The organism is Hymenobacter sp. R533113 (assembly GCF_056835965.1).
On sequence record NZ_JAKWBD010000013.1, the window covers coordinates 1584325 to 1604740 of the forward strand.

Below are 20416 nucleotides of genomic sequence, written 5' to 3' on the forward strand. Positions count from 1 at the left end.
AAAATTACTCGTTATGCCTAACAAATTTAAGGTTTTGAGCGAAAACTTTTTTAGTGTAAGTCTTGCAGCTTGCTTTTGGTTTACTACTTTTGCCACTCCTAAGTCGTAAAGGACCAAGGAAAGTTGGTAACGTAGCTCAGTCGGTAGAGCACAGCACTGAAAATGCTGGTGTCGTTGGTTCGATTCCAACCGTTACCACCAGAAACCCTCTTCGCGAGTTGCGAAGAGGGTTTTTTGTTTCTAGTGTAAGCAATATAAAATACGGTTGGGGTTCATTTTATCTAAAGCTACTATGATTCCATAGTCAAAACGCTACTTCTTGCTGTCCTTGAGCATCAAATTGTGGTTGCCACATAGCCCTATAGTAAGCAGTACGCTAAATATTTACTTCCTTATTCTCCTATTTATTCAAATTAATATAATAATTATACAAATATTATAAATAAAATAGAGTGAATTTTATTTCAGCAAGCATTATATGATTCTACAAACAAAATCGGCCGCTTAATCGAGAAAAAGAGAAAGCTTGAAATGGTCTTATTAGCTGTGTAACTATGGAACACGGACTACCTTAAAGCATTCAAAAGCATTATGGAGTTGGAGAATTTTTTAGGCAGGGCATTATGAGAATGGTAGTACCTACAAATATTTTGTACCAGCCTCATCAATGTGTGAGGCTATTGAGGCTTTTGTGCACTAGCATTACTAATACGTAGCTGCTACTTCTAAACCTTGCGGCGGCTGATCAATTCATCGTATAGGCCAAGCCGACCGTAGCGCTGTTGGCCTTGGTTAAAAGTTTGGTACAGAAGTTAAGTGAGCATCTGTCAAACAGGGCGGCCACACGATAAAATTGGTTCTTTGGTCCGAGAGTCAGATTTGGGTTTATAGCATGCTTACTTTTAGCGCTTGCCTACTCCAGGGCAAGTAAATGATAGAACAGGGTTATGGTGAAGCTCGCTCCTTTGCAACCGGAACACGTTGCGCACTTTTACACGTGGCTCCGCGACCCCGAAGTCATCGAGTATTCGCTCTCGGCTTTCCAACGCATGAAGACCACGGAGCAGATTGACCAGTGGTTTGCGGCCACCTTACAGCAGGCGAACACCCTGAACTTAGGTATCTATTTGGAGGAAACCAACGCATTGATTGGCTATGCCGGCCTCTCGGGTATTTCCATAACGAATCAATCGGGCGAATACTTCCTCTTTATCGGCGAGAAAGCATCGTGGGGGAAGGGCGTGGGTACGGCAGTAACGAAGCAAATCGTCCACATAGGCTTCACCAGCCACCAACTCAATCGGATTATGCTCACGGTTTCCGAATCGAATACGGGCGGTTTGAAAGCATACACGAAAGCTGGCTTTGTCGTGGAAGGGCGTCTACGACAGGCTGCTTGTCGACAAGGCGTATTTCACGATAAAATTGTGATGTCTGTGTTAAAAGCAGAATGGAAGCCGCAAGGCGCACAAGGGTACTAGCACCGCCGAGACGTTAGTGGGAGGACGTTCTTCGCATTCAAGTGCGCTATTCGCCGACCGATGGGAAGCTATTCCAATTACGATTTTTGGCCTACACTTTTATCTGCATTCATAGGGTTAGGACTTACGCAAAAGGGGTAAATTGAGCAAAAAAGCATGAAAGTCACGGCTCAGCTGTACGGGCAGTTTCTGCTCAGCAGCCAGGTGAAGTACACGGGCACCTACCGGGCCGAGCATCTGGCGGGTTTGCAGCACGATAACGTGCAGTACTTTCTCAAGACCACGCGCTGTACGCCCCGCCAGCTCTGGCAGCAGGTGCGGGCCGAATTCGTGGGCAGCGAGCGGGGCTACGTGCTCTTCGACGAGACGGTGCTCGACAAACGCCACAGCCAGCGCATCGAGTTGGTGCGCCGCCAGTACTCGGGCAACGCGCACGGCATCATCAAAGGCATTGGCCTGGTCAACTGCGTGTACGTCAACCCTGACTGTCTTGTCCTAAAATGAGTTGACCATCAATCCCCCGCAGATGGAACACTTATTTCTCTTTCGCAAGCAGGCGCATGAGCTGAAAATGCGCCAGATGGTCGAGGAAATTAACTTCGGCCGCCACACCATTGAGTCGGCGATGAGCCAGTACCAGGTGCTCACTCGCTCGACCGTCACCAAGTGGGTGGAACGTGTCCGGCAAGAAGAGCAGGCACGTACCCACGCCATGGAAAACACGCCGAAAAAGCCGCCCACCACGCTCGTCGAGCAAGTGGTGCAGCATGCCGATGCACTCACTGGTCAGGTCAAGCAATTGCAGAAACAGCTCGAACAAGCCGAGTTGCAGGTGCTCTACTACAAAAACGTGATCCGGGTGGCCGAGCAGGAGCTGGGCCTGAGCATCGAAAAAAAGTCCGGTACCAAGTAGTCCAGCTCCTGCGAGTCAGCTGCCCGCACTTTTGCCTGCGGCGGGTCAGTGGGGTACTTGGGTTTAGCCGGCAGGCCTACTACCAGCACGAAAATCGGCACTTCACCAGCGAGCAGCGGGAACAGTGCGTACTGGACCTCGTGGCCGAGGTGCGAAAGGACCATCCGCGCATGGGCGGCAAGAAGCTCTACTACCTGCTGAAAGAGCAACTGGTCCGTCAAGGCATCAAGTTAGGCCGGGATGCCCTGTTTGACTTGCTGGCCGCGAATAATTTGCTCATTCGGCGGCGCAAGCGCAAAACCATTACCACGTTCTCCCGGCACAAATTCCGTAAATATCCCAACCTGATTAAGGACCTGACGCCCTTACGGCCCAACCAGGTCTGGGTAGCGGATATCACCTACTGGTTTACCGAAGCCGGCTGTTTGTATGTCTCGCTGCTCACCGATGCCTACTCGCACCGTATCATGGGCTTCGCCGTAGCCGAGACGTTAGCCACGGTCCACTGCCGATGCGCGCTGGAAATGGCGCTGCGCCACATTACCAAACGGGCGGGCCGTCACCTGATTCACCACAGTGACCGCGGCATCCAGTATTGTAGCCAGGAATATCTGGCCCCCTTGGCGGCCTGGCACGTGCAGGTGAGCATGACCGAAAACTCCGACCCGCGGGAAAACCCGGTGGCCGAACGCATCAATGGCATCCTCAAGCAGGAGTATCTGAGTCACCAGCCGGTACGCTCCCTGGACGAAGCGCAGCAACACCTCGAACGGGCGGTGTTTCTCTACAACTACAAACGCCCCCATCTGAGTTGCAACTACCAAAGCCCCGATGAAGCACACCGCAGCTGGGGACCGTTGGAGCGGCGCTGGAAAAACTACTATAAACCACCCGTTGCTAGCGAACCAAAAGTCAGTAATTTTAGGACTACCACCGAAACGGTCAACGCAGGCCCGGACTACCACTAAACGGTCAACTTATTTCCGGACGAGACACCAAGGCCGCTGTTTCCTATTGAAATTATAAAAGCCCCCCAGATTTACTCCCACGTAAGCTGGGGGGCTTTTTTGCTTTCTTCAGGAATTACGTTTTAAGGACAACTCTGCTGCTGGGCTGCACTAGCAAAGCTATAGCCTAGCCGTACCGCCTGCGTGAAGGCCACGCACGCTTCGGCAAGCTGGCCTTGGCGCTGAGCCACGCGTCCCAACAGATAGTGCACCTGGCCATTCGTAGGGTTAGCGTTAGCTACCAGCTGATAATCTTGTTGAGCGCGGGCGTAGTCGCCGAGGCGGTAATGAGCCAGGCCCCGCAGGGTGAGCGCATAAAGCGTAGGGGCCCTGCCCGCCACGGTACGCTGCCGCAGGCCAGTACTCAGGTCGCGGACAGCCAAGCTAAACTGCCGTTTGGTGAGCAGCCGTAATTCGCCTCGTAGTATCCAGGCGCCTGCCCGCGTCGAGTCCAGCGTTACCGCCTGGGTTAATAGCTGATCGGCCAGGGCGGACTGCTGGTTGCGCGCTTCGTAGCGACCCAAACGGTGCAGAATAAAAGCGCGGTCAGCGGGGCGCGTGGTATGGGTCAGCGCGGCGCGATAATCGTTTTGGGCAACGGCCGGCTGGTGATAGATCAGCTCCGTGATTTCGGCGCGGCGGCGGAGGGCCTCCGGGTAGTCGGGCTTGAAGTGCAGAGCCTCGGAGAAAAAGCTGTGGGCCGTGCTCCACTCTCCGTCGGTGTAAGCGCGCAGGCCATCGTCATAATTTCCCACGGCCGTGACGTGGTCCATGGTCACTTTCACCGAAACTATAAACAGCACGAATAGCCCAATGAACCCAGCCGTGAGCAGATAGTCTCGGCGCGTGAACTTCCGGCGTTTCGGGATAGTGCGATAGTGGCGCTCCGCCGACCCGGCTGGGGGGCGCGTACGCATCGGGGCGGGCGGGGGCGGCATCGGCACGCCATACACGCGCTGGCCCTGCTGACGATAGGCCTGCTGCTGGCGCTGCACCTCCTGAACGTGGGCAGCGCGGCGCAATTGGTGGTCGTAGGCGGCCCGGCGGCCCGCATCAGACAGGACTCGATAAGCGGCGTTTACGGCCTTAAACTGCTCCTCAAATCGGGGGCTACCGCCGTGCTTATCGGGGTGATATTGAATAGCCAGGCGCTTGTAGGCCGCTTTTATGTCGCGGGCCGACGCCGTGGTTCCGACACCTAAGACTTGATAATGATTCTGACTCAAAACACGGCAGTATAGGGTAAAAGTAATTCATTTTTCAGACACAAACCCGCCTTTTTCGTATGTGCAAAAGGCTTGAAAAATCAGGTACTACGCGCATTTTCCGGCCCTCGACCTACTAACACCCTTCTTTCCATTCAACCCTCTGCCGTATGGCCTTTGACGACGACTCTAAAACGCCCCCCAATGACAGCCTGATAGGCAACCTGAAAGGCTACCTCGATACACGCATTGATCTGGTGCGCCTCGAAGCCCAGGAGAAAGCCAAAATGGCTTTCGTGGCTACCGCTCACGGTGTCACGATGGGCATAATTGGGCTTTTCTTCTTTATTTTCCTTAATGTTTTCATCGGTTTAGCGCTCAACGAAGCCCTCGACAGCTCCTTTTGGGGCTTCGGGATAGTGGCCGGCTTTTACTTGGTGCTCCTGATCATCTTTGTGGTTGGAGTCGATAAGAAGCTGTTTCAGGGCTTGGCCGATAAGACACTGGACAACACGATTTACAAATCAGATAAGCGTAACTAACTCATGGCAGAGCTACACAACCCGTTATTCGAGGACGAAAAGGAATTTCTGGAGCGCCAGAAGCTCGAATACGAGCGTGCCCTGCTGGGCGACGTAGACCAAATCAAGGAGAAAACCCAGGAGGTGGGCAAATACGCCGCCATTGGGGCAGGTGTTCTGGGAGGCATTTGGCTGATTTCTAAAGCCTTCAGCAGCCGACACGACTCAGACGACGAGGATGATGACGAAGGCTACGAGGAATTTGAGGACGACCGCTTGGCGCGAAAGGCGCAGAAGAAGCGGGAAAAGCAGGAAAGGAAAAAGAACAAAAACGCTCATCGGGCGTCTTATGTTTCCAATCCGGCAAGGCACGAGGCGAGTGGCCAGCATGTTGGCGATGACTACGGATTTGGCGGCGGACATCAGTTTGACCGCGGTCAGCAATACGCGGCAGCCGGTCGGGCCGATCTGGCGCCTGACGTGTACCACGCTTCCGCTGAAACCGACCCGTTTCCTCCTCTCGCCTACGATGACGCCCGCCGCTTACCGGTTTCGGCGTTCGATACTAACCAGCAGTTTGGTCACAAAGAGCCTACCATGGTAGCTTCCGTGTTGCAAAACTTTTTGCAGTCGGATACGGGCAAGCTACTGATGGCCCAAGTAACTGCCGTTTTGATGGCGTATGTGGCCAAAAAAGTCGGTGAATATTTGCCAGTGAACAAAAATTCCGACCTTGCAGACATTCCGACGGTAACTGTTATGGAGCCGGAAACGAAGGACATCGACTTTACTTATCACCACGACGACGCGGATGCGCCACAGCAGTCTCTATGAAACGCTTAGCAACCGCCGCCAGCGCGGCCAGAAATCTCTGGCTGTGCTCCTCGACCCCGACCAACTGGACGAGGCCGGGTGTCGGCACTTGCTAGCGCTGAGCGAGGCTTATCCTATTGATTATTTTTTTGTGGGCGGCAGCCTGGTGATGAATACTCACCAGGCGTCGCTCATTTTTTATAAAAGCGAACAGTACAGTACCAGTGCTGCTGTTTCCGAGCCACAGCCTGCATCTGGATATCCAAGCCGACGGCATCTTGCTGTTGTCGCTGATTTCGGGCCGCAACCCCGATTTTTTGATTGGCCAACATATAGTCGCAGCACCCTTGCTGAGGGCTAGCAACCTCGAGATTTTGCCTACTGGCTACATGCTCGTGGATACGGGCCGGCAGACCACCGCTAGCTACATGAGCGGTACCACGCCCCTCCCCTACGATAAGCCCAGTATTGCGGCCTGCACGGCTATGGCGGGCGAGCAGCTAGGGCTGCGCCTGATGTACCTTGATGGTGGTAGCGGTGCTATGTATCCGGTAGCGCCAGCCATGATTCGGGCGGTGCGGGAGGCAGTGGAGGTACCTGTGATAGTTGGTGGTGGCATCAACACCACCGAGAAAGCCCAGGCGGCTTTAGAGGCCGGCGCCGACGTTATTGTAGTTGGTAACCAGATTGAAAAAGCCCCTCAGTTTTTAGCCGAGATGTCTGGAGTTATTCAAAACTTCAACGCTGTCCTGGATACTGTGTAACGCGCGTCTTTGAAAACAAAGCCGTTTGCTTCACATCAAAAAAGCCCCCCAGACTAGGTCTGGGGGGCTTTTTTGAACCGGGAAATCCGTGATTAGATGTTCATTGCAGATTCGCGGCGACGCATCTTGCCGGCGGGAATCCCAAACATCATCTTGAAGCGACGACAGAAATAAGCCGTGTCTTTGTAGCCTACTTCCTTACCAATGTCGCGGATGCTCTTCTTGGTCGTACGAAGCAGGAATACGGCGCGCTCCATGCGCTGGTATTCGATGTAGTCTTGGGGATTAATGCCGGTCAGCATCTTAAAGTACTGCCCTACATAGTCTTCCGACACGTTGGCCACGCTCGACAGCACCTTATTCGACAAGTCGCCCCCGATGTTCTCCTTGATATAGTTGAACAGGTCAATGAGGCGTGGGTCCTTGAAGTACGTGCTGTTGGTTGCCAACTGCTCCACAAACATCTTGTTCTTCAAGATATAGCGCACAATTTCCACCACGATATTCTCGGTGTAAATAGTGATGAGACGCTCACGACCAGGCAGTTCCTGCAAACTCTCCTCTACCACCTTGATGACCAGATTAGCCAGCTTGGAGTTATTGGTAATCAGGAAAGCCGGCACGTCCAGCGAGGCGAAGAAGTTCACCGAGTCAAATACCTTAGCCTCAAAACTTACGTGGCTATGGCTTTCTTCCGCGTCGCCAATGAGGTCGAGGTCGGAGTTGGAATGGAAAAATTTGTCCTTATTGCTGATCAGGTCGTCGTTGGTAATCAATTTGCCCCCTGAGCCGCCGTAGTTCACTTTCGTAGCCCGACCGCCCGGAATGAAGAGCATTTCACCTTCCTCTACTGCTTGTTCCTCATCGCCGAAAGCAATGTGGCCTTTGTGCAGCAATATCAGATTGTTACCAACATCATAATAATTGCGCACCGTAAACGGCTGCTGCAATACCAAGTTCTTCGCCTTGATGTAACGTACACCAAGCGATTCAATTACTTTATTGTAATCTTCCATATTCGGGGATGTTTTGGGTAGGGATATATAGGGAGCCGCACAGTCGTCTAAACGTAGACAATGCAAAACAACATATAAAAATTCACAAAAACGAAAAACCCAGTCATTTTATGACTGGGTTTAATGCAAATAATCTGAATTTTAAGCTATGAACTTCTTATTTTAATAATTCCCGCGAGATTACAATTTTCTGAATCTCGGATGTTCCTTCGTAAATCTGAGTGATTTTGGCGTCGCGGTAGAAGCGCTCTACGTGGAATTCCTTCACAAAACCGTAGCCTCCATGCACTTGCACAGCTTCTGCGGTGGCATCCATCGCTACCTTGGAAGCAAACAGCTTAGCCATAGCCCCCGATTTGGTGTAGTCTACGTGATTGTCCTTGTCCTGGGCAGCTTGCAGGCAAAGCAGACGGGCCGCGTCGATATCGGTAGCCATATCGGCTAACTTGAATTGAATAGCTTGGTGCTTGGAGATTTCAACCCCAAACGCTTTACGCTCTTTCGAATATTTCAGCGCCAGCTCAAAAGCTCCCGAAGCAATACCCAGCGCTTGGGCCGCAATACCAATACGCCCCCCGGCCAGCACATGCATGGCGAACTTAAAGCCAAAACCGTCGTCGCCAATGCGATTTTCCTTGGGCACCTTCACGTCCGTAAACATGAGAGAGTGCGTGTCGGAGCCGCGAATGCCCAGCTTATTCTCTTTCAGACCAACCACAAAACCGGGCGTGTCTTTCTCTACGATAAGAGCGTTGATGCCACGATGCTTTAGCTCAGGATTCGTCTGGGCAATAACCAGATATACAGAAGCTGTCGAGCCGTTGGTTATCCAGTTTTTGGTGCCATTGAGCAGATAATGGTCGCCCATATCCTCGGCGGTGGTGCGCTGCATGGTGGCATCGGAGCCCGCTTCCGGCTCGGAAAGGCAGAAGGCGCCAATGATTTCGCCGCTGGTCAGGCGGGGCAGGTATTTCTGCTTTTGCTCTTCGGTGCCGTATTTCTCCAGGCCCCAGCATACCAGCGAGTTGTTCACCGACATGATAACCGAACAGGAGGCATCTACTTTCGAGATCTCCTCCATTGCCAGTACGTACGATACGGTATCCATGCCGCCGCCGCCGTACTCGGGGCTGACCATCATACCCATGAAGCCGAGCTCACCCATTTTCTTGATTTGCTCGGCGGGAAACTTCTGGTGTTCGTCGCGCTCAATAACGCCGGCCCAAAGTTCGGATTGGGCAAAGTCGCGGGCAGCCGCTTGTACGGCTAGTTGTTCTTCGGTGAACTGAAAATCCATTCGTAAAAAGCTTGGGTGGGAAACTAGGGTGGAAAGTTAAGTACTGGTTCGGCAGAGGAAGGCAAATTACGCTCATTCAGGCGTCACTTAGCTACCTACATAACCGAGCTACTAGCACAAATGTCTGGCTTAAAATGCAAAAAAGCCCCCGGTCTTTTTGGGGGGCTTTTTTGGTATCTGAATGTACTAAAGCCAATTGCTTTTCAGGGTTAGCTGCGGCTGCGCCCCCCATGAAAATACTAACGTAATAAAGCAAAGTAGCCAGGGAGCTGAGCGCCGCTACCACATAGGTCATAGCCGCCCACCAGAGTGCATCTTTAGCCATAGCATGCTCAGTAGTCGTCACGATGCCGCGCTTGTCAATCCAGGCCAGCGCCCGCTTAGAGGCATCGAACTCAACTGGCAGGGTGACGAAGGAGAAGAGCGTAGTAAGCGCGAACAGCGCAATACCGATACCCAGCGGAATCATGGATGTGTTGATCATGAACACACCAGCAATGAGAACAAAGGGCATAAAGCGCGACACCGCGCTCAACGCGGGCACCATAGCGGAGCGGAACTGCAACATGCTGTAAGCGGTGGCGTGCTGCACCGCGTGGCCGCACTCGTGGGCGGCAACGGCAGCTGCGGAAGCCGAACGCTCTGCATACACGGCCTCGCTTAGGTTTACCGTTTTATCAGCGGGGTTGTAGTGGTCAGTAAGGCGCCCTTCGGTAGAAATAACGCGCACATCGGTAATACCGTGGTCGGCGAGCATAAGCTCCGCTATTTGCTTACCGGACAGGCCCGATTGCAGACCTATCTTGGCATATTCAGAGAACTTGCTACGCAAGCGCCACTGAATCAGCCCGCTTACAACCATCGCCAGAATGAGGAATAGATACATGGGCTTGAAGAGTAAAGTAAAGGTTAAGAAGGAAGCTGCCGTATGCGCTCCACGATCCGCGTGGTACTGTAGCCAGCTACGAGTGGTACGGTGAGTACCTGCCCGCCATTGTTTAACACCAATTCGTGGCCGACAATTCCACTGATTGCGTAGTCGTCGCCCTTCACCAGAATGTCGGGCTTAATCAGCTCAATCAGGGCAAGCGGCGTGGGCTCATCGAACAGCACTACGGCATCAACAAACAAAAGGGACGCCAGGATGCGCGCCCGTGACATTTCGTCCTGTAGCGGCCTGCCCGGCTTCAGGCAACTGACAGAAGCGTCGGTATTCATGCCTACGACTAAAGCTCCACCTAAGTGGCGTGCCTTCTCCAGGTAATCTACATGACCCAGGTGAAGCAGATCGAAGCAGCCATTAGTGAAAACCACTGGGCGGCCTTCGGCCCGCCATTGCGCCAGCAATGGTCCTAACTCGTTTCGGTCAACAATCTTATCCTTGCTCCACATCGGCGGGTGTAGCTACGGCCAACGACGCTGCACTGCGGCGTGCTATCCGGCCTGATTTTACCATACTTAATACGAAGCTGATTCCGCCCATCAGGACGACTAATAAGGTTTGAGACCCGTGCACCACCAGCGCGTAGGCAATGCCGGCTTCCTTTGAAACCCCATATACGAGCAGTGTGGCTTGCACCAGTACGTGAAACACCCCAATACCGCCTGATACCGGCGCCGCCATCCCGAATGCCCCAAAGGTCAGTACTGCCAAACCAGCCACCATGCTTAGGTTGTAGGTTTCGGGGAAGGCGGAAAAAGCCAGGTAATCCATTAAATAATAGACTAACCAGGTAAAAATGGTGTGCAATAAAAATATCCCCTTATTCTCGAGCTTCAGCACGCTGAATACGCCTGATAACAGCCCCTTTGCCAGACCCACAATACGATTGAAGAACGCATTCTGCCGCAGCCGTTCCAGATTCCTGAACAGCGCGTAAGCAGTCAGCAGCAGCAGCACTAAGGCAATGGCGGCAATAGCCAGCAAGGTAGTTCGGTGGGCAGCAAACGATTCATAATTATCAGTCAGCAAGCTCATTACAAACGACCAGAACTTGTCAAACTCCAGCAGTAGCGTGGCCCCCAGTAGTCCCAGCAGCATCAGCACATCAATAACGCGCTCCGCAATGACGGTACCCAACGATACCTGCACGGGCACGCCACTGCTGCGACGCAGCACGGAGCAGCGAATTACCTCGCCCATGCGTGGCAGCACCAGATTAGCCAGGTAGCCCACCATCATGGCATGATATACATCCCAGTAGGAGGCTTTGTGGCCGGTCGGATCTAGCTGCATTTTCCACCGATAAGCGCGGCTCAGATACCCCAATACTGACAAGACCATGGTAACGAACAGCCAGAAATAGTTGGCCTCTCGCACATATTCGCCAATACGGCTCAGATCCTGTCCGCGCACTGCGTACCACATCAGCAGCCCCGACAGGGCCAAGAGCAGTCCGTATTTAAGTATAGTCAGCAGTTGCTTCATAGTGTATTTACCTTAGCATGAGCGCATAGTTGTCTACAGTAAGCAACCATTCGCTTCTTCGACCTATACCAGCCGATTATGCTGATCGGGGAAAACGAGCGTGGGCTTATGGGCGCGCGCTTCCGCAAAGTCGATTAGGGCGTAAGAAAATATGATAACAATATCTCCGACGGCCACGCGGCGCGCGGCCGGACCATTCAGGCACACCATGCCTGCGCCGCGCTCTCCACGAATAGTATAAGTTTCGAACCGCTCCCCGTTGTTCACATTTACTACGGTCACTTTCTCGTTTTCTACCATATTGGCCGCGTCGAGCAGGTCCTCATCGATAGTGATACTGCCAACGTAATGCAGCTCGGCCTGCGTGACTTTGGCGCGGTGGATTTTAGACTTTAGAACCTCGATATGCATGAAGAATAATGCAAGTGAAATAAGGGCGGCAAAGATAGGGATTCGGTCCTGAACGCTTTATCTAGTCGCTCTCCTTATGAACCCATCAGCTTATTACAGCTCGCACAAAAAAGCCCCCCAGGCTGCCTAGTATTGCTACTAGCTTGCCTGGAGGGCTTTTTAAGCCTTTCTACGTGATTAGTTCGTCGGCATTACAGAGATTGACGTGTCTAAAGCGCGAAGGGCAGTTCCAACCTCGGCTGGCTCCATTTTACCACCGTCTTTACCAGCAATATATTCAGCTATACCAACAGCGGGCGGTGCACTAGTAAGAAATTGTCTATCAATCTGACCTCTGCTAACCAAGCGGCTATACACAGCGCAACTTCCTGGCCCTGAATCAATACTTGCAATGGTTGGAGCGTTTGCGCATCAACAACTTCAAAATATTCCACTTTGATGGCTTTCTCAGCCGCCAGAAAGGTCAGCACTTGTTCCTTTATAGTAGTTATCGGTTGATTTTGCTCTACTAATTTCTCTCCCAATTGTAGCGCCGCATAGAGTTGGGGGGCAATTTCCCGCGCTTCGGCGGGCAAGCGCCGATTGCGTGAGGACATTGCCAAGCCATCGGCCTCGCGCACTGTTGGGAAGCTGATAAGCTCTAGATCAAATGATAAGTCAGCCACCAACTGGCGAATAATGGTGATTTGCTGCAAGTCCTTCTGGCCAAAATAAGCCCGATGAGGACGGCTCAGATGGAAAAGCTTGCTTACTACCGTAGCCACTCCATTGAAGTGGCCTGGTCGGTGCGCTCCTTCCATTACTTGCTCCAGAGAGCCAAAATCGAAGCGCAGTTTACTAGGCTGCGGATACATTTCCTCCACTGAGGGCAGAAATAGCACTGTGCAGCCAGCCGGTTTGAGCAAAGCAGCATCCACTTCGGGCAGGCGCGGATACAGCCGAAAATCGTCAGGACTGTTGAACTGGGTCGGATTCACGAAAATACTGACTACTACTACGTCGTTTTCAGCGGCAGCGGCCTGTACCAGCCGCAGATGGCCATCGTGTAATGCCCCCATAGTAGGCACTAAGCCAATGCGTTGACCATCACGGCGCCATTTTTCAGTTTGGGCTTGCAACGCGGCGGCCGATTGCAGTATCTCCATAAGGTAGAAGGCCTGAGGGAAGGACCCGCAGGTGGGTTTTATTGAATTTCCGCTTAAAAATGTTTAATTTTGTGCATCCAAAACTATTGCCTCTTACTTAATCACCTCTACTAACCCGATATGTCCAAGTTGAGAATACTCTATGCTGCCACGGAAATCAATCCGTTTTTGCAGACGACCAAGGTAGCGGAGTTTCTGCGGATGTTGCCGCAAGGCATGCAGGAAATGGGGATGGAGATCCGCATTTTTGTTCCCCGTTTCGGTATTATCAACGAGCGCAAGAACCGTTTACACGAAGTAGTGCGCTTGTCGGGGATCAATATTGCCGTGGGTGAAGAGGAGAAGCCATTGATTATCAAGGTGGCTTCTATTCCGAATGCTAAGCTTCAGGTTTATTTCATCGACAACGAAGATTATTTCCACCGTAAGTCAGTGTTGGTGGACAAAAACGATAAGTTTCACGCCGACAACGACGAGCGCGCCATCTTCTTTTGCAAAGGTGTGCTTGAAACCGTGAAGAAACTGGGTTGGGCGCCGGACATCGTTCACTGCAACGACTGGATGACCGGCCTGATTCCGATGTACCTGAAAACGACTTATAAGAAAGACCCTATTTTCAAGGACGCTAAATCGGTATTTACGATTTATAACAACGAGTTCGCGCACAAATTCAGCGGCGACATCATTGAGAAAGCCAAAATGCTGGACATTGATGACAAAATGCTGGCCGCGCTGAAATCAGCCGACTACGAGGGCTTTATCAAAGTCGGGATGGATTATGCTGATTCGGTAGTAAAATCTGACGAAGATTTCAGCGACAACATGAACGCTATGTTCACCGAGTATGCCCAGAACACCCAGAAGAAGTGCATCGGTCAGGTGGGCGCCGACGAGAACCTATTGACTTCTTACTACGCGCTTTATAATGAATTGGCCAGCTAGCGCCTTTCGCCTCACCGCGACCCTCTGCTTTTCCGCCGCCTTCCTGCTGACTACCAGCTGCGACGATCCGAATGACATTCGGGTGGATCCGCCGGATACGGCTTCTCTTACTACTGACTACAGCGAGTTCAAGGCGCCCGTAGCTACGATTTTGCAAGACTCGCTGGAAACGCTGAAAGCCGACAACTTTTTGGTTGGACGGATCAGTGATGCAGCCCTGGGTACTACTACGGCCCGCTCGTTCCTGAATTTGCAGGTGAATATGCCCGCTGATTCATTGCCCGCTAAGTTCGTCGGCACCGTGCTGGACTCGACGGTGATGGTCATGAGCTTTGACCAGGTGTACGGTACAGCTACGCAACCCTTGCGGTTCAATGTATCTGCACTTCCGCAAAAACTTGATGATCGGAGCAGCTATAATGCGAATACCGACCTGCCCATAGGTCAGGCTATCGGTAGTAACTTGGTTGGCGCGCTCAAGACTCGTCGGGAGCGCGTTACTCCTGCTTCAACTACCGATACAGCTACCAGGAAAATAAATGTGCCCGTTCGGCTGGCACTTTCGCGCCCCGGACAAACTCCAGCTTTGCTAGGGGGCGTTTTTTCAGGTTTGCAAAACGAAACCTTCACGCAGACCCAACTGGATGCTCTCTGGAAAGGCGTAGCCGTTGCGCCAACCAATGAATTCTCAGGTACGGTCGTAGGTTTTAATCGCTCCAACGAGCTGCGGGTAGTATTTTATTACCATGATGGGACTGCCCCGAGGAAGTGGCGTTCCTATTCCGTTTACTTTGGCAGCCCGCCCCGTGGTGCCGGTGAGGCCACTACCAGTATTAACCTGAATGCGCCGCGCTACTTCACTCAAATTATCAGTGACTTATCGGCCGCGGGTCCTTTTGCGCGTCTCACAAACGGGCAGATGGCAGTACCGTCTTCAGAAGCCGGTGGCATTAGTTATGTACAGGAGGGTATCGGTTTTGGCACGCGCCTGGACATTCCCGCGGGCCTTAAAGCGCTGAAAGATCGGAAGGACATTGCTATCAACCGAGCCGAGTTGATAATACCCATAAAGCCATTTGCGACTGCTTTGTTTCCATTGCCTCGGCGGCTTTATCTCTATGAAGCCAACGCCAATAACCAGGTACTACAGAGCTTGGTCAATAATTTTCGGACCGACCGGGTAATACTGGGCGATAGCATAGGTGGCCAAGGACAACGGGTGGAAGCCCAGGCTCGCGTCTACGACTTAGGGAATAACAGACAATATTATAGCGTTCTGATTACGAATTACGTCCAGAGCTACATATACAGCCAGACGGATGCTACTCGTCCTGCCGCGCTTATCCTCTCCCCTACACTTCGGACCCGACCCACTCTTACCCTCAACCGGGCTGTACTCGACGCCGACAACATCACGCTCCGCGTCTATTATTCTAAATTGCGCTAGCAATTTGCCCCCCAGGCGGCCTTAGCGCGTCGGCACGCCCTTTGTGCCGGAAGCGGGCCGTCTTTTTCTTTCAAAACTATATTTTCTGACGCGCTATGTGCGGAATCGTTGCTTACATCGGCTATCGTGAAGCCTGCCCTATTATTATTAAAGGCTTACGCCGCTTAGAATACCGGGGCTACGACTCGGCCGGTGTGGCCCTGCTCAATGGCACTCTGAATGTCTATAAGAAGAAGGGAAAGGTGCAGGAACTCGTTGATTTCATCAAGGAGAAGGACACGCACGCTCATATTGGCATGGGTCATACGCGCTGGGCCACGCATGGTGAGCCCAACGATGTGAACGCTCACCCCCACTATTCTACTTCCGAGCGCATCGCCATTATTCATAATGGTATTATTGAGAACTATGCTGCTCTGAAAATCCACTTGCAGCAGCAAGGACATGTGTTTCAGTCAGATACCGATACCGAAGTATTTGTTAATCTGATTGAGGAAATTCAGAAGCAGAACAGTTGCTCACTGGAAGAAGCGGTCCGTTTGGCTCTGCACGAAGTAGTAGGTGCTTATGCTATCGTCGTACTGAGTAAGGACGCCCCAAACCAGCTGATTGCGGCCCGCAAAGGCTCGCCTTTGGTAATTGGGGTTGGCAAAGACGAGTTCTTCCTTGCCTCTGATGCTACGCCCATCATTGAGTACACCAACGAAGTAGTGTATGTGAATGACTATGAGCTAGTCGTGATTCGGGATGGCCAGCTGGAAATTCGCTCGAAAGAAGACGTCCATCAGACGCCTTATATCCAGAAGCTGGAGTTGGAGCTGGAAAGCATCGAGAAAGGTGGCTACGAGCATTTTATGCTGAAAGAAATCTTCGAGCAGCCTCGTTCTATCCTCGATTCTATGCGTGGCCGACTGGAGTTGGAAGCTGGTCATTTGAACATGGGCGGCGTGCGGGCTTACGAGCAGAAGTTTGTGAATGCCCAGCGCATTATTATCGTGGCTTGCGGCACTTCCTGGCATGCCGGATTGGTAGCAGAATACTTGCTCGAAGACTTAGCGCGCATTCCGGTAGAAGTAGAGTACGCGTCGGAATTCCGCTACCGCAATCCGATTATCTCGGAGCGTGATATTGTTATTGCTATTTCCCAGTCGGGCGAAACCGCGGATACGCTGGCCGCCATTGAGCTAGCGAAGAGCAAGGGAGCCACAATTTTTGGTGTCTGCAATGTAGTGGGCAGCAGCATTGCTCGCGCCACTGATGCCGGAGCTTACACGCACGCCGGGCCTGAAATCGGCGTAGCTTCCACTAAAGCCTTCACGGCTCAGGTAACGGTGCTCACCTTACTAGCCATGATTGTAGGCCACAAGCGCGGCACGTTATCCGATGTGAAGCTACGTGAGCTGATGGTGGAGCTGAGCAACATTCCCGCGAAGGTAGAGCAAGCCTTATTGCTCGACACTGAGATTCGGCAGATTGCCGAAATCTTCAAGGACGTTCCGAACTTCCTTTACCTGGGCCGGGGCTATAATTTCCCCGTAGCTTTGGAAGGAGCACTCAAGCTCAAGGAAATCAGCTATATCCACGCCGAAGGCTACCCTGCCGCCGAGATGAAGCACGGCCCCATTGCCCTGATTGACGAGAACATGCCAGTGGTTGTTATTGCTACCAAAGACAGCTCCTACGAGAAGGTGGTTTCCAACATTCAGGAAGTGAAAGCCCGGAAGGGCCGCATCATTGCCGTGGTAACCGAAGGCGACCAAGTAATTCCGGCTATGGCTGAGTTCGTGATTGAAGTGCCCGCTACGAGTGAGGTACTGATGCCGCTCGTTTCGGTAGTACCCTTGCAGTTGCTCTCCTACCATATCGCCGTGCTGCGCGGCTGCAACGTCGATCAGCCCCGTAACTTGGCCAAGTCGGTGACGGTCGAGTAGTAAAGTAAAAATCCATTATTGCTAAAAAAGGGATGCGCTTCGCATCCCTTTTTTAGTACGCTATTGGTACTAGCTCATGCAGTTTACGCTCTCAAAACAATATGCCTGGCCTGTTGGGTTACTCGGTTTTTCCTTCCTGTGCTTGCTGCCTTTTCTGTGGCTAACGGCCTATTGTCATCCCTACTTGGATGACTATGAAATTACGTTGCATATTAAAAAAATAGGGTTTGTAAACCATATAACGTCTACTCACCTTGATTGGTCTGGCCGGTTTTCTTCCTCGCTTGCCACCGGTCTGCATCCTTTTCTCCATGCCGGTGTGAGCTTGAGTAACTACCGGCTCTATGTGGGTGGTGCCATTCTGTTGCTGGCAGGTAGCACTTATGGCGTAGCAGCGGCTCTGCTGGCCGGAGGCTCAGTGCCGCTACGCACCAAGCTAGCGGCTGGGAGCGTGCTGCTTAGCTTGTTTTTGCTTTGGCTGCCTAATCCTACTGAGGCCTTTTATTGGTTTATCAGTACACTAGCCTATATCCTATCCTGCATTCTGAGCGCGGCGCTGCTGACGTGCATCTGCTTGCTTTTAGTGATTCAGCAGCCCATTGCGCGCGGCTTTCTTTGGGCAGGCGCCGGGACGCTGGCTTTTCTTATTCCGGGATTTTCGGAAATAACTGCTTGCCTGGGCCTGACGACTACGCTGTTGCTGCCACCGCTATTGGTGCGTCACCGCCAACTAAAGCTTGGGTGGTGGGCACTCTGGTTAGCGGCTGGCCTGGGCACCGGGCTCATGCTTAGCGCCCCAGGCAACTTTGCCCGAATGCATGTGATATTGGGGACAACAGTCATTGACCCGGCGCACGCGGTATTCTCCGCTACTATTGCCACTTGCTACACCTTCATCAACTGGCTAGGTACAGGCCCATTGGTTATCGCCAGCGTTTTAGTGATGCCGTTCTTTCAGAAACTGGCTGATAATCAGGCGGCACCTATCCTGCACCGCCTCACGCGGCACGTATTGGTCTGGCCCGTTTTCATGATAGGAGGACTTTACGGCAGCTACCTGCTCACTTACTTATCCATCGACGTTCCACCACCCTTACGGTGTCGCAATGTTCTTTACTTTTTCTTTATTATAACCTGGTTCATAGCCATTTATGGTTGGGTAGCGTATCGTTTGCGGCGCGGCCAGCGGGCACCGGTGCTTGCGGGGCCTACTCGTTTGCTCCTACTTCTGCTGGCTGGGGTGCTGCTGTGGAGCGACCATGATGTCGCGCTGAGCCGCATCCACGTAAACCGGGGCCTTAATACGGTATTCACCGCTTATCGCGACCTGCTCGATGGCTCTGCGGTCCGCTACGATCAGCAGCAGCAAGCCCGCTACCGCCTCCTGACCGGGCCCACCCCCGATGTGCTGCTGCCCGCCCTGACGGCGCAGCCCAAAAGCATCGAAGGCCGGGAATTCTCTACTGACCCGCAGTGGTGGGGCAATGAAGGTTGGGCCAGAAGTTTTGGCAAGCGCACTATTCGGGTAGTGCCGGCCCGGTAAGGGACACGCACGAATTTCTGCCTCTGGGGGGCAATTTTAGCTCGCTAGCACAAATGACTCGCCGCGTAAGTACATAGTTTTTAGGAGCGGGCACACTTTGTAGCGTTCCTCGTGCGTATCCTGCCACATAGCTTCCAACACCTCATACACCCGACTTATCCCTATCAGATTGGCCCACTCGAACGGCCCGCGCGGGTAACTGGTGCCCAGTTTCATGCTCTTGTCAATATCCTGAATGCTGGCCGTGCCTTCCTGCAAGGTGTAGCAGGCCTCATTGATAATCATGCAGATAACCCGCGGCGTGACCAGGCCCACGCGGTCCTGTACCACACGGTAGTCAGTGCCCAAGGCAGCGCAAGTTTCGGCGAGCTGGGGGGCATTTTCGAGGTTATAGAGGCTGACTTCCAGCAGCGGCCGATTCAGCAGGGTCGGCAGGCCGCAAAAGCCGAAGAGTGTCGCTTTGGGCTTCTTATTATTCTCATGAGAAACAGCCCCGCTTAATGAATCAGTGGAAGCTTCAACAAAGACAATCTTACCAACTTCATCAAACATTCGCCAAGCCCAGACCGACCCAAAGTTTAGTACGACATCACTAACAGCAGATGCTGCTTCAACTTCTTGCTTGATTGCCGGCCACTCATCCGTTGTTTCGTGTTCTAGTTCGATAAAACTGTACTGATGGTCGGAACCGAACTTGCTCTTCAACTCGGTTGCCATATGGCCACCATCAATAATCAGCAGGTGCATATTTTCTCGTAAGTTTCGGCTTAAAGATACCTTCCTTCCTCACAACCCCACCAAAATGCCCCCCACCATCATCTACTCCCCCGACGCGCCGGCGCCCATCGGCCCCTATAGCCAGGGTATTCAGGCCGGCAATACCGTGTACGTTTCGGGCCAGATTGCCCTGGATGCGCACACCGGTCAGCTAGTTGGCAACGGCGACGTGACAGCCGAAACCCACCAGGTAATGCGCAACCTGCAAGCCGTGCTGCAAGCCGCGGGCCTCAGTCTGCGCGACGTGGTGAAGTGCAGCATCTTCGTCAAAGACCTCGGCCATTTTGGCCTTATCAATGACATTTACGGCAGCTACTTCGAGGCCGACTACGCGCCCGCCCGCGAAACCGTAGAAGTTAGCCGCCTGCCCAAAGATGTGCAGGTTGAAATCTCCTGCGTAGCCGTTCGAGGTTGAGAAGTAGGCAAAAAGGCAGTTATGCTTCGTTGCCGGACGCCAAATTCGGCATGACCGCCTGATAATTTTTTTAGCTACTTAATCAGATGAAAGAGCTTGGTCCAGGATTATTTCTGCTGGGCTTACTGTCGCTGCTTCTACCCTTTCTGGGCATGAAATCTATGCTGCTAACTTGGATAGATCAATGGGGCACCACCATAGCCTGGCTCATTCGGGGCGGTATCACAGTGCTAGGACTCGTGCTCTACCTAGCCTACCGTAACCGCGACTAAGCACAGCTTTACCTGGTTAACTACCTAGCTACAAAACCGCCTGAGCCAGCCAGCAACGGGCGGTTTTGTCGTACCTTCGCGCCGCGTT

At 52.6% G+C, this 20416-nt stretch carries 19 protein-coding genes, 1 tRNA gene and 3 pseudogenes; 14 read left to right on the forward strand and 9 right to left on the reverse strand.

All coding sequences use genetic code 11. The features are described from left to right. The first annotated feature begins 125 nt into the window (after positions 1 to 125). The 5 genes and pseudogenes from MKZ35_RS16280 (at position 126) to MKZ35_RS16300 (ending at position 3362) form a co-directional block, all read left to right on the forward strand. Positions 126 to 201 (forward strand) — tRNA-Phe (locus MKZ35_RS16280). Between the two features lie 746 nt (positions 202 to 947). Then, positions 948 to 1481: a GNAT family N-acetyltransferase gene (locus tag MKZ35_RS16285; RefSeq protein ID WP_482514254.1), complete on the forward strand. Its 534-nt coding sequence runs from the start codon at positions 948 to 950 to the stop codon at positions 1479 to 1481. 156 nt (positions 1482 to 1637) lie between these two features. After that, positions 1638 to 1967, forward strand: a pseudogene (locus MKZ35_RS16290) (IS701 family transposase); the annotation flags it as partial. Positions 1968 to 2007: 40 nt separating this feature from the next. Beyond that, on the forward strand, positions 2008 to 2394 hold the full coding sequence (locus MKZ35_RS16295; RefSeq protein ID WP_482514255.1) for a hypothetical protein: 387 nt from the start codon (positions 2008 to 2010) through the stop codon (positions 2392 to 2394). An 8-nt stretch (positions 2395 to 2402) separates the two neighbouring features. Beyond that, entirely contained in the window at positions 2403 to 3362 is a 960-nt protein-coding gene (locus MKZ35_RS16300) for an IS3 family transposase (RefSeq protein ID WP_482514774.1), read from the forward strand. A 122-nt stretch (positions 3363 to 3484) separates the two neighbouring features. Here the strand turns inward: MKZ35_RS16300 and MKZ35_RS16305 are convergent, their stop codons facing one another. Continuing rightward, positions 3485 to 4627, reverse strand: coding sequence for a J domain-containing protein (locus MKZ35_RS16305; protein WP_482514256.1), 1143 nt, complete (start codon positions 4625 to 4627; stop codon positions 3485 to 3487). Positions 4628 to 4776: 149 nt separating this feature from the next. Here MKZ35_RS16305 and MKZ35_RS16310 point away from each other — a divergent pair, with 149 nt between their 5' ends. The 3 genes and pseudogenes from MKZ35_RS16310 to MKZ35_RS16320 all read left to right on the forward strand — a co-directional run bounded on the left by MKZ35_RS16310 (position 4777) and on the right by MKZ35_RS16320 (position 6704). Next, positions 4777 to 5148, forward strand: a complete 372-nt coding sequence (locus MKZ35_RS16310; RefSeq protein ID WP_482514257.1) for a phage holin family protein — start codon at positions 4777 to 4779, stop codon at positions 5146 to 5148. 3 nt (positions 5149 to 5151) lie between these two features. Continuing rightward, on the forward strand, positions 5152 to 5961 hold the full coding sequence (locus MKZ35_RS16315; RefSeq protein WP_482514258.1) for a hypothetical protein: 810 nt from the start codon (positions 5152 to 5154) through the stop codon (positions 5959 to 5961). Continuing rightward, positions 5939 to 6704 (forward strand): annotated as a pseudogene (locus MKZ35_RS16320) (phosphoglycerol geranylgeranyltransferase). The gene MKZ35_RS16315 and the pseudogene MKZ35_RS16320 overlap by 23 nt, the downstream one beginning before the upstream one ends. 92 nt (positions 6705 to 6796) lie before the next feature. On the opposite strand, the gene MKZ35_RS16325 reads toward MKZ35_RS16320, so the two are convergent. The 7 genes and pseudogenes from MKZ35_RS16325 to panC all read right to left on the reverse strand — a co-directional run bounded on the left by MKZ35_RS16325 (position 6797) and on the right by panC (position 13001). Further along, entirely contained in the window at positions 6797 to 7720 is a 924-nt protein-coding gene (locus MKZ35_RS16325) for a helix-turn-helix domain-containing protein (RefSeq protein WP_084443435.1), read from the reverse strand. 157 nt (positions 7721 to 7877) lie between these two features. Further along, a complete protein-coding gene (locus MKZ35_RS16330; protein WP_482514259.1) occupies positions 7878 to 9017 on the reverse strand; it encodes an acyl-CoA dehydrogenase in 1140 nt (379 codons plus the stop codon). A gap of 223 nt (positions 9018 to 9240) precedes the next feature. Then, positions 9241 to 9903 (reverse strand): annotated as a pseudogene (locus tag MKZ35_RS16335) (zinc metallopeptidase); the annotation flags it as partial. 23 nt (positions 9904 to 9926) lie between these two features. Further along, positions 9927 to 10409, reverse strand: a complete 483-nt coding sequence (rfaE2, locus tag MKZ35_RS16340; RefSeq protein ID WP_482514260.1) for a D-glycero-beta-D-manno-heptose 1-phosphate adenylyltransferase — start codon at positions 10407 to 10409, stop codon at positions 9927 to 9929. Further along, positions 10393 to 11445, reverse strand: coding sequence for a lysylphosphatidylglycerol synthase transmembrane domain-containing protein (locus MKZ35_RS16345; protein WP_482514261.1), 1053 nt, complete (start codon positions 11443 to 11445; stop codon positions 10393 to 10395). Before MKZ35_RS16345 ends, rfaE2 begins: the two co-directional genes overlap by 17 nt. A gap of 63 nt (positions 11446 to 11508) precedes the next feature. Then, positions 11509 to 11856, reverse strand: coding sequence for an aspartate 1-decarboxylase (gene panD, locus MKZ35_RS16350; protein WP_482514262.1), 348 nt, complete (start codon positions 11854 to 11856; stop codon positions 11509 to 11511). Between the two features lie 281 nt (positions 11857 to 12137). Further along, entirely contained in the window at positions 12138 to 13001 is an 864-nt protein-coding gene (panC, locus tag MKZ35_RS16355; RefSeq protein WP_482514263.1) for a pantoate--beta-alanine ligase, read from the reverse strand. Positions 13002 to 13121: 120 nt separating this feature from the next. Between panC and MKZ35_RS16360 the strand changes: the two genes are divergently transcribed. The 4 genes from MKZ35_RS16360 (at position 13122) to MKZ35_RS16375 (ending at position 18864) form a co-directional block, all read left to right on the forward strand. Beyond that, on the forward strand, positions 13122 to 13943 hold the full coding sequence (locus MKZ35_RS16360; RefSeq protein ID WP_084443442.1) for a glycogen/starch synthase: 822 nt from the start codon (positions 13122 to 13124) through the stop codon (positions 13941 to 13943). Next, positions 13927 to 15390, forward strand: a complete 1464-nt coding sequence (locus tag MKZ35_RS16365) for a DUF4270 family protein (RefSeq protein WP_482514264.1) — start codon at positions 13927 to 13929, stop codon at positions 15388 to 15390. The genes MKZ35_RS16360 and MKZ35_RS16365 overlap by 17 nt, the downstream gene beginning before the upstream one ends. 95 nt (positions 15391 to 15485) lie before the next feature. After that, on the forward strand, positions 15486 to 17321 hold the full coding sequence (glmS, locus tag MKZ35_RS16370; RefSeq protein ID WP_482514265.1) for a glutamine--fructose-6-phosphate transaminase (isomerizing): 1836 nt from the start codon (positions 15486 to 15488) through the stop codon (positions 17319 to 17321). A 325-nt stretch (positions 17322 to 17646) separates the two neighbouring features. Next, positions 17647 to 18864, forward strand: a complete 1218-nt coding sequence (locus MKZ35_RS16375) for a DUF6056 family protein (RefSeq protein WP_482514266.1) — start codon at positions 17647 to 17649, stop codon at positions 18862 to 18864. A 36-nt stretch (positions 18865 to 18900) separates the two neighbouring features. Here MKZ35_RS16375 and MKZ35_RS16380 read toward each other — a convergent pair whose 3' ends face one another. After that, positions 18901 to 19611: a 3-hydroxyacyl-CoA dehydrogenase family protein gene (locus MKZ35_RS16380; protein ID WP_482514267.1), complete on the reverse strand. Its 711-nt coding sequence runs from the start codon at positions 19609 to 19611 to the stop codon at positions 18901 to 18903. A gap of 55 nt (positions 19612 to 19666) precedes the next feature. On the opposite strand from MKZ35_RS16380, the gene MKZ35_RS16385 reads away from it, so the two are divergent. Together MKZ35_RS16385 and MKZ35_RS16390 are read left to right on the forward strand one after the other, a co-directional pair. Continuing rightward, positions 19667 to 20056 (forward strand): RidA family protein, encoded by a 390-nt coding sequence (locus tag MKZ35_RS16385; RefSeq protein ID WP_482514268.1) that lies wholly within the window; start codon positions 19667 to 19669, stop codon positions 20054 to 20056. A gap of 86 nt (positions 20057 to 20142) precedes the next feature. Continuing rightward, positions 20143 to 20328 (forward strand): hypothetical protein, encoded by a 186-nt coding sequence (locus tag MKZ35_RS16390; protein WP_482514269.1) that lies wholly within the window; start codon positions 20143 to 20145, stop codon positions 20326 to 20328. The last annotated feature ends 88 nt before the right edge of the window (positions 20329 to 20416 follow it).

Coding starts and splice junctions, on each gene's coding strand:
- MKZ35_RS16285 (WP_482514254.1), top strand. CDS start 948: ATGGTGAAGCTCGCTCCTTTGCAACCGGAACACGTTGCGCACTTTTAC.
- MKZ35_RS16295 (WP_482514255.1), top strand. CDS start 2,008: ATGGAACACTTATTTCTCTTTCGCAAGCAGGCGCATGAGCTGAAAATG.
- MKZ35_RS16310 (WP_482514257.1), top strand. CDS start 4,777: ATGGCCTTTGACGACGACTCTAAAACGCCCCCCAATGACAGCCTGATA.
- MKZ35_RS16315 (WP_482514258.1), top strand. CDS start 5,152: ATGGCAGAGCTACACAACCCGTTATTCGAGGACGAAAAGGAATTTCTG.
- MKZ35_RS16325 (WP_084443435.1), bottom strand. CDS start 7,720: ATGGAAGATTACAATAAAGTAATTGAATCGCTTGGTGTACGTTACATC.
- MKZ35_RS16330 (WP_482514259.1), bottom strand. CDS start 9,017: ATGGATTTTCAGTTCACCGAAGAACAACTAGCCGTACAAGCGGCTGCC.
- rfaE2 (WP_482514260.1), bottom strand. CDS start 10,409: ATGTGGAGCAAGGATAAGATTGTTGACCGAAACGAGTTAGGACCATTG.
- MKZ35_RS16345 (WP_482514261.1), bottom strand. CDS start 11,445: ATGAAGCAACTGCTGACTATACTTAAATACGGACTGCTCTTGGCCCTG.
- panD (WP_482514262.1), bottom strand. CDS start 11,856: ATGCATATCGAGGTTCTAAAGTCTAAAATCCACCGCGCCAAAGTCACG.
- panC (WP_482514263.1), bottom strand. CDS start 13,001: ATGGAGATACTGCAATCGGCCGCCGCGTTGCAAGCCCAAACTGAAAAA.
- MKZ35_RS16360 (WP_084443442.1), top strand. CDS start 13,122: ATGTCCAAGTTGAGAATACTCTATGCTGCCACGGAAATCAATCCGTTT.
- MKZ35_RS16365 (WP_482514264.1), top strand. CDS start 13,927: ATGAATTGGCCAGCTAGCGCCTTTCGCCTCACCGCGACCCTCTGCTTT.
- glmS (WP_482514265.1), top strand. CDS start 15,486: ATGTGCGGAATCGTTGCTTACATCGGCTATCGTGAAGCCTGCCCTATT.
- MKZ35_RS16380 (WP_482514267.1), bottom strand. CDS start 19,611: ATGCACCTGCTGATTATTGATGGTGGCCATATGGCAACCGAGTTGAAG.
- MKZ35_RS16385 (WP_482514268.1), top strand. CDS start 19,667: ATGCCCCCCACCATCATCTACTCCCCCGACGCGCCGGCGCCCATCGGC.
- MKZ35_RS16390 (WP_482514269.1), top strand. CDS start 20,143: ATGAAAGAGCTTGGTCCAGGATTATTTCTGCTGGGCTTACTGTCGCTG.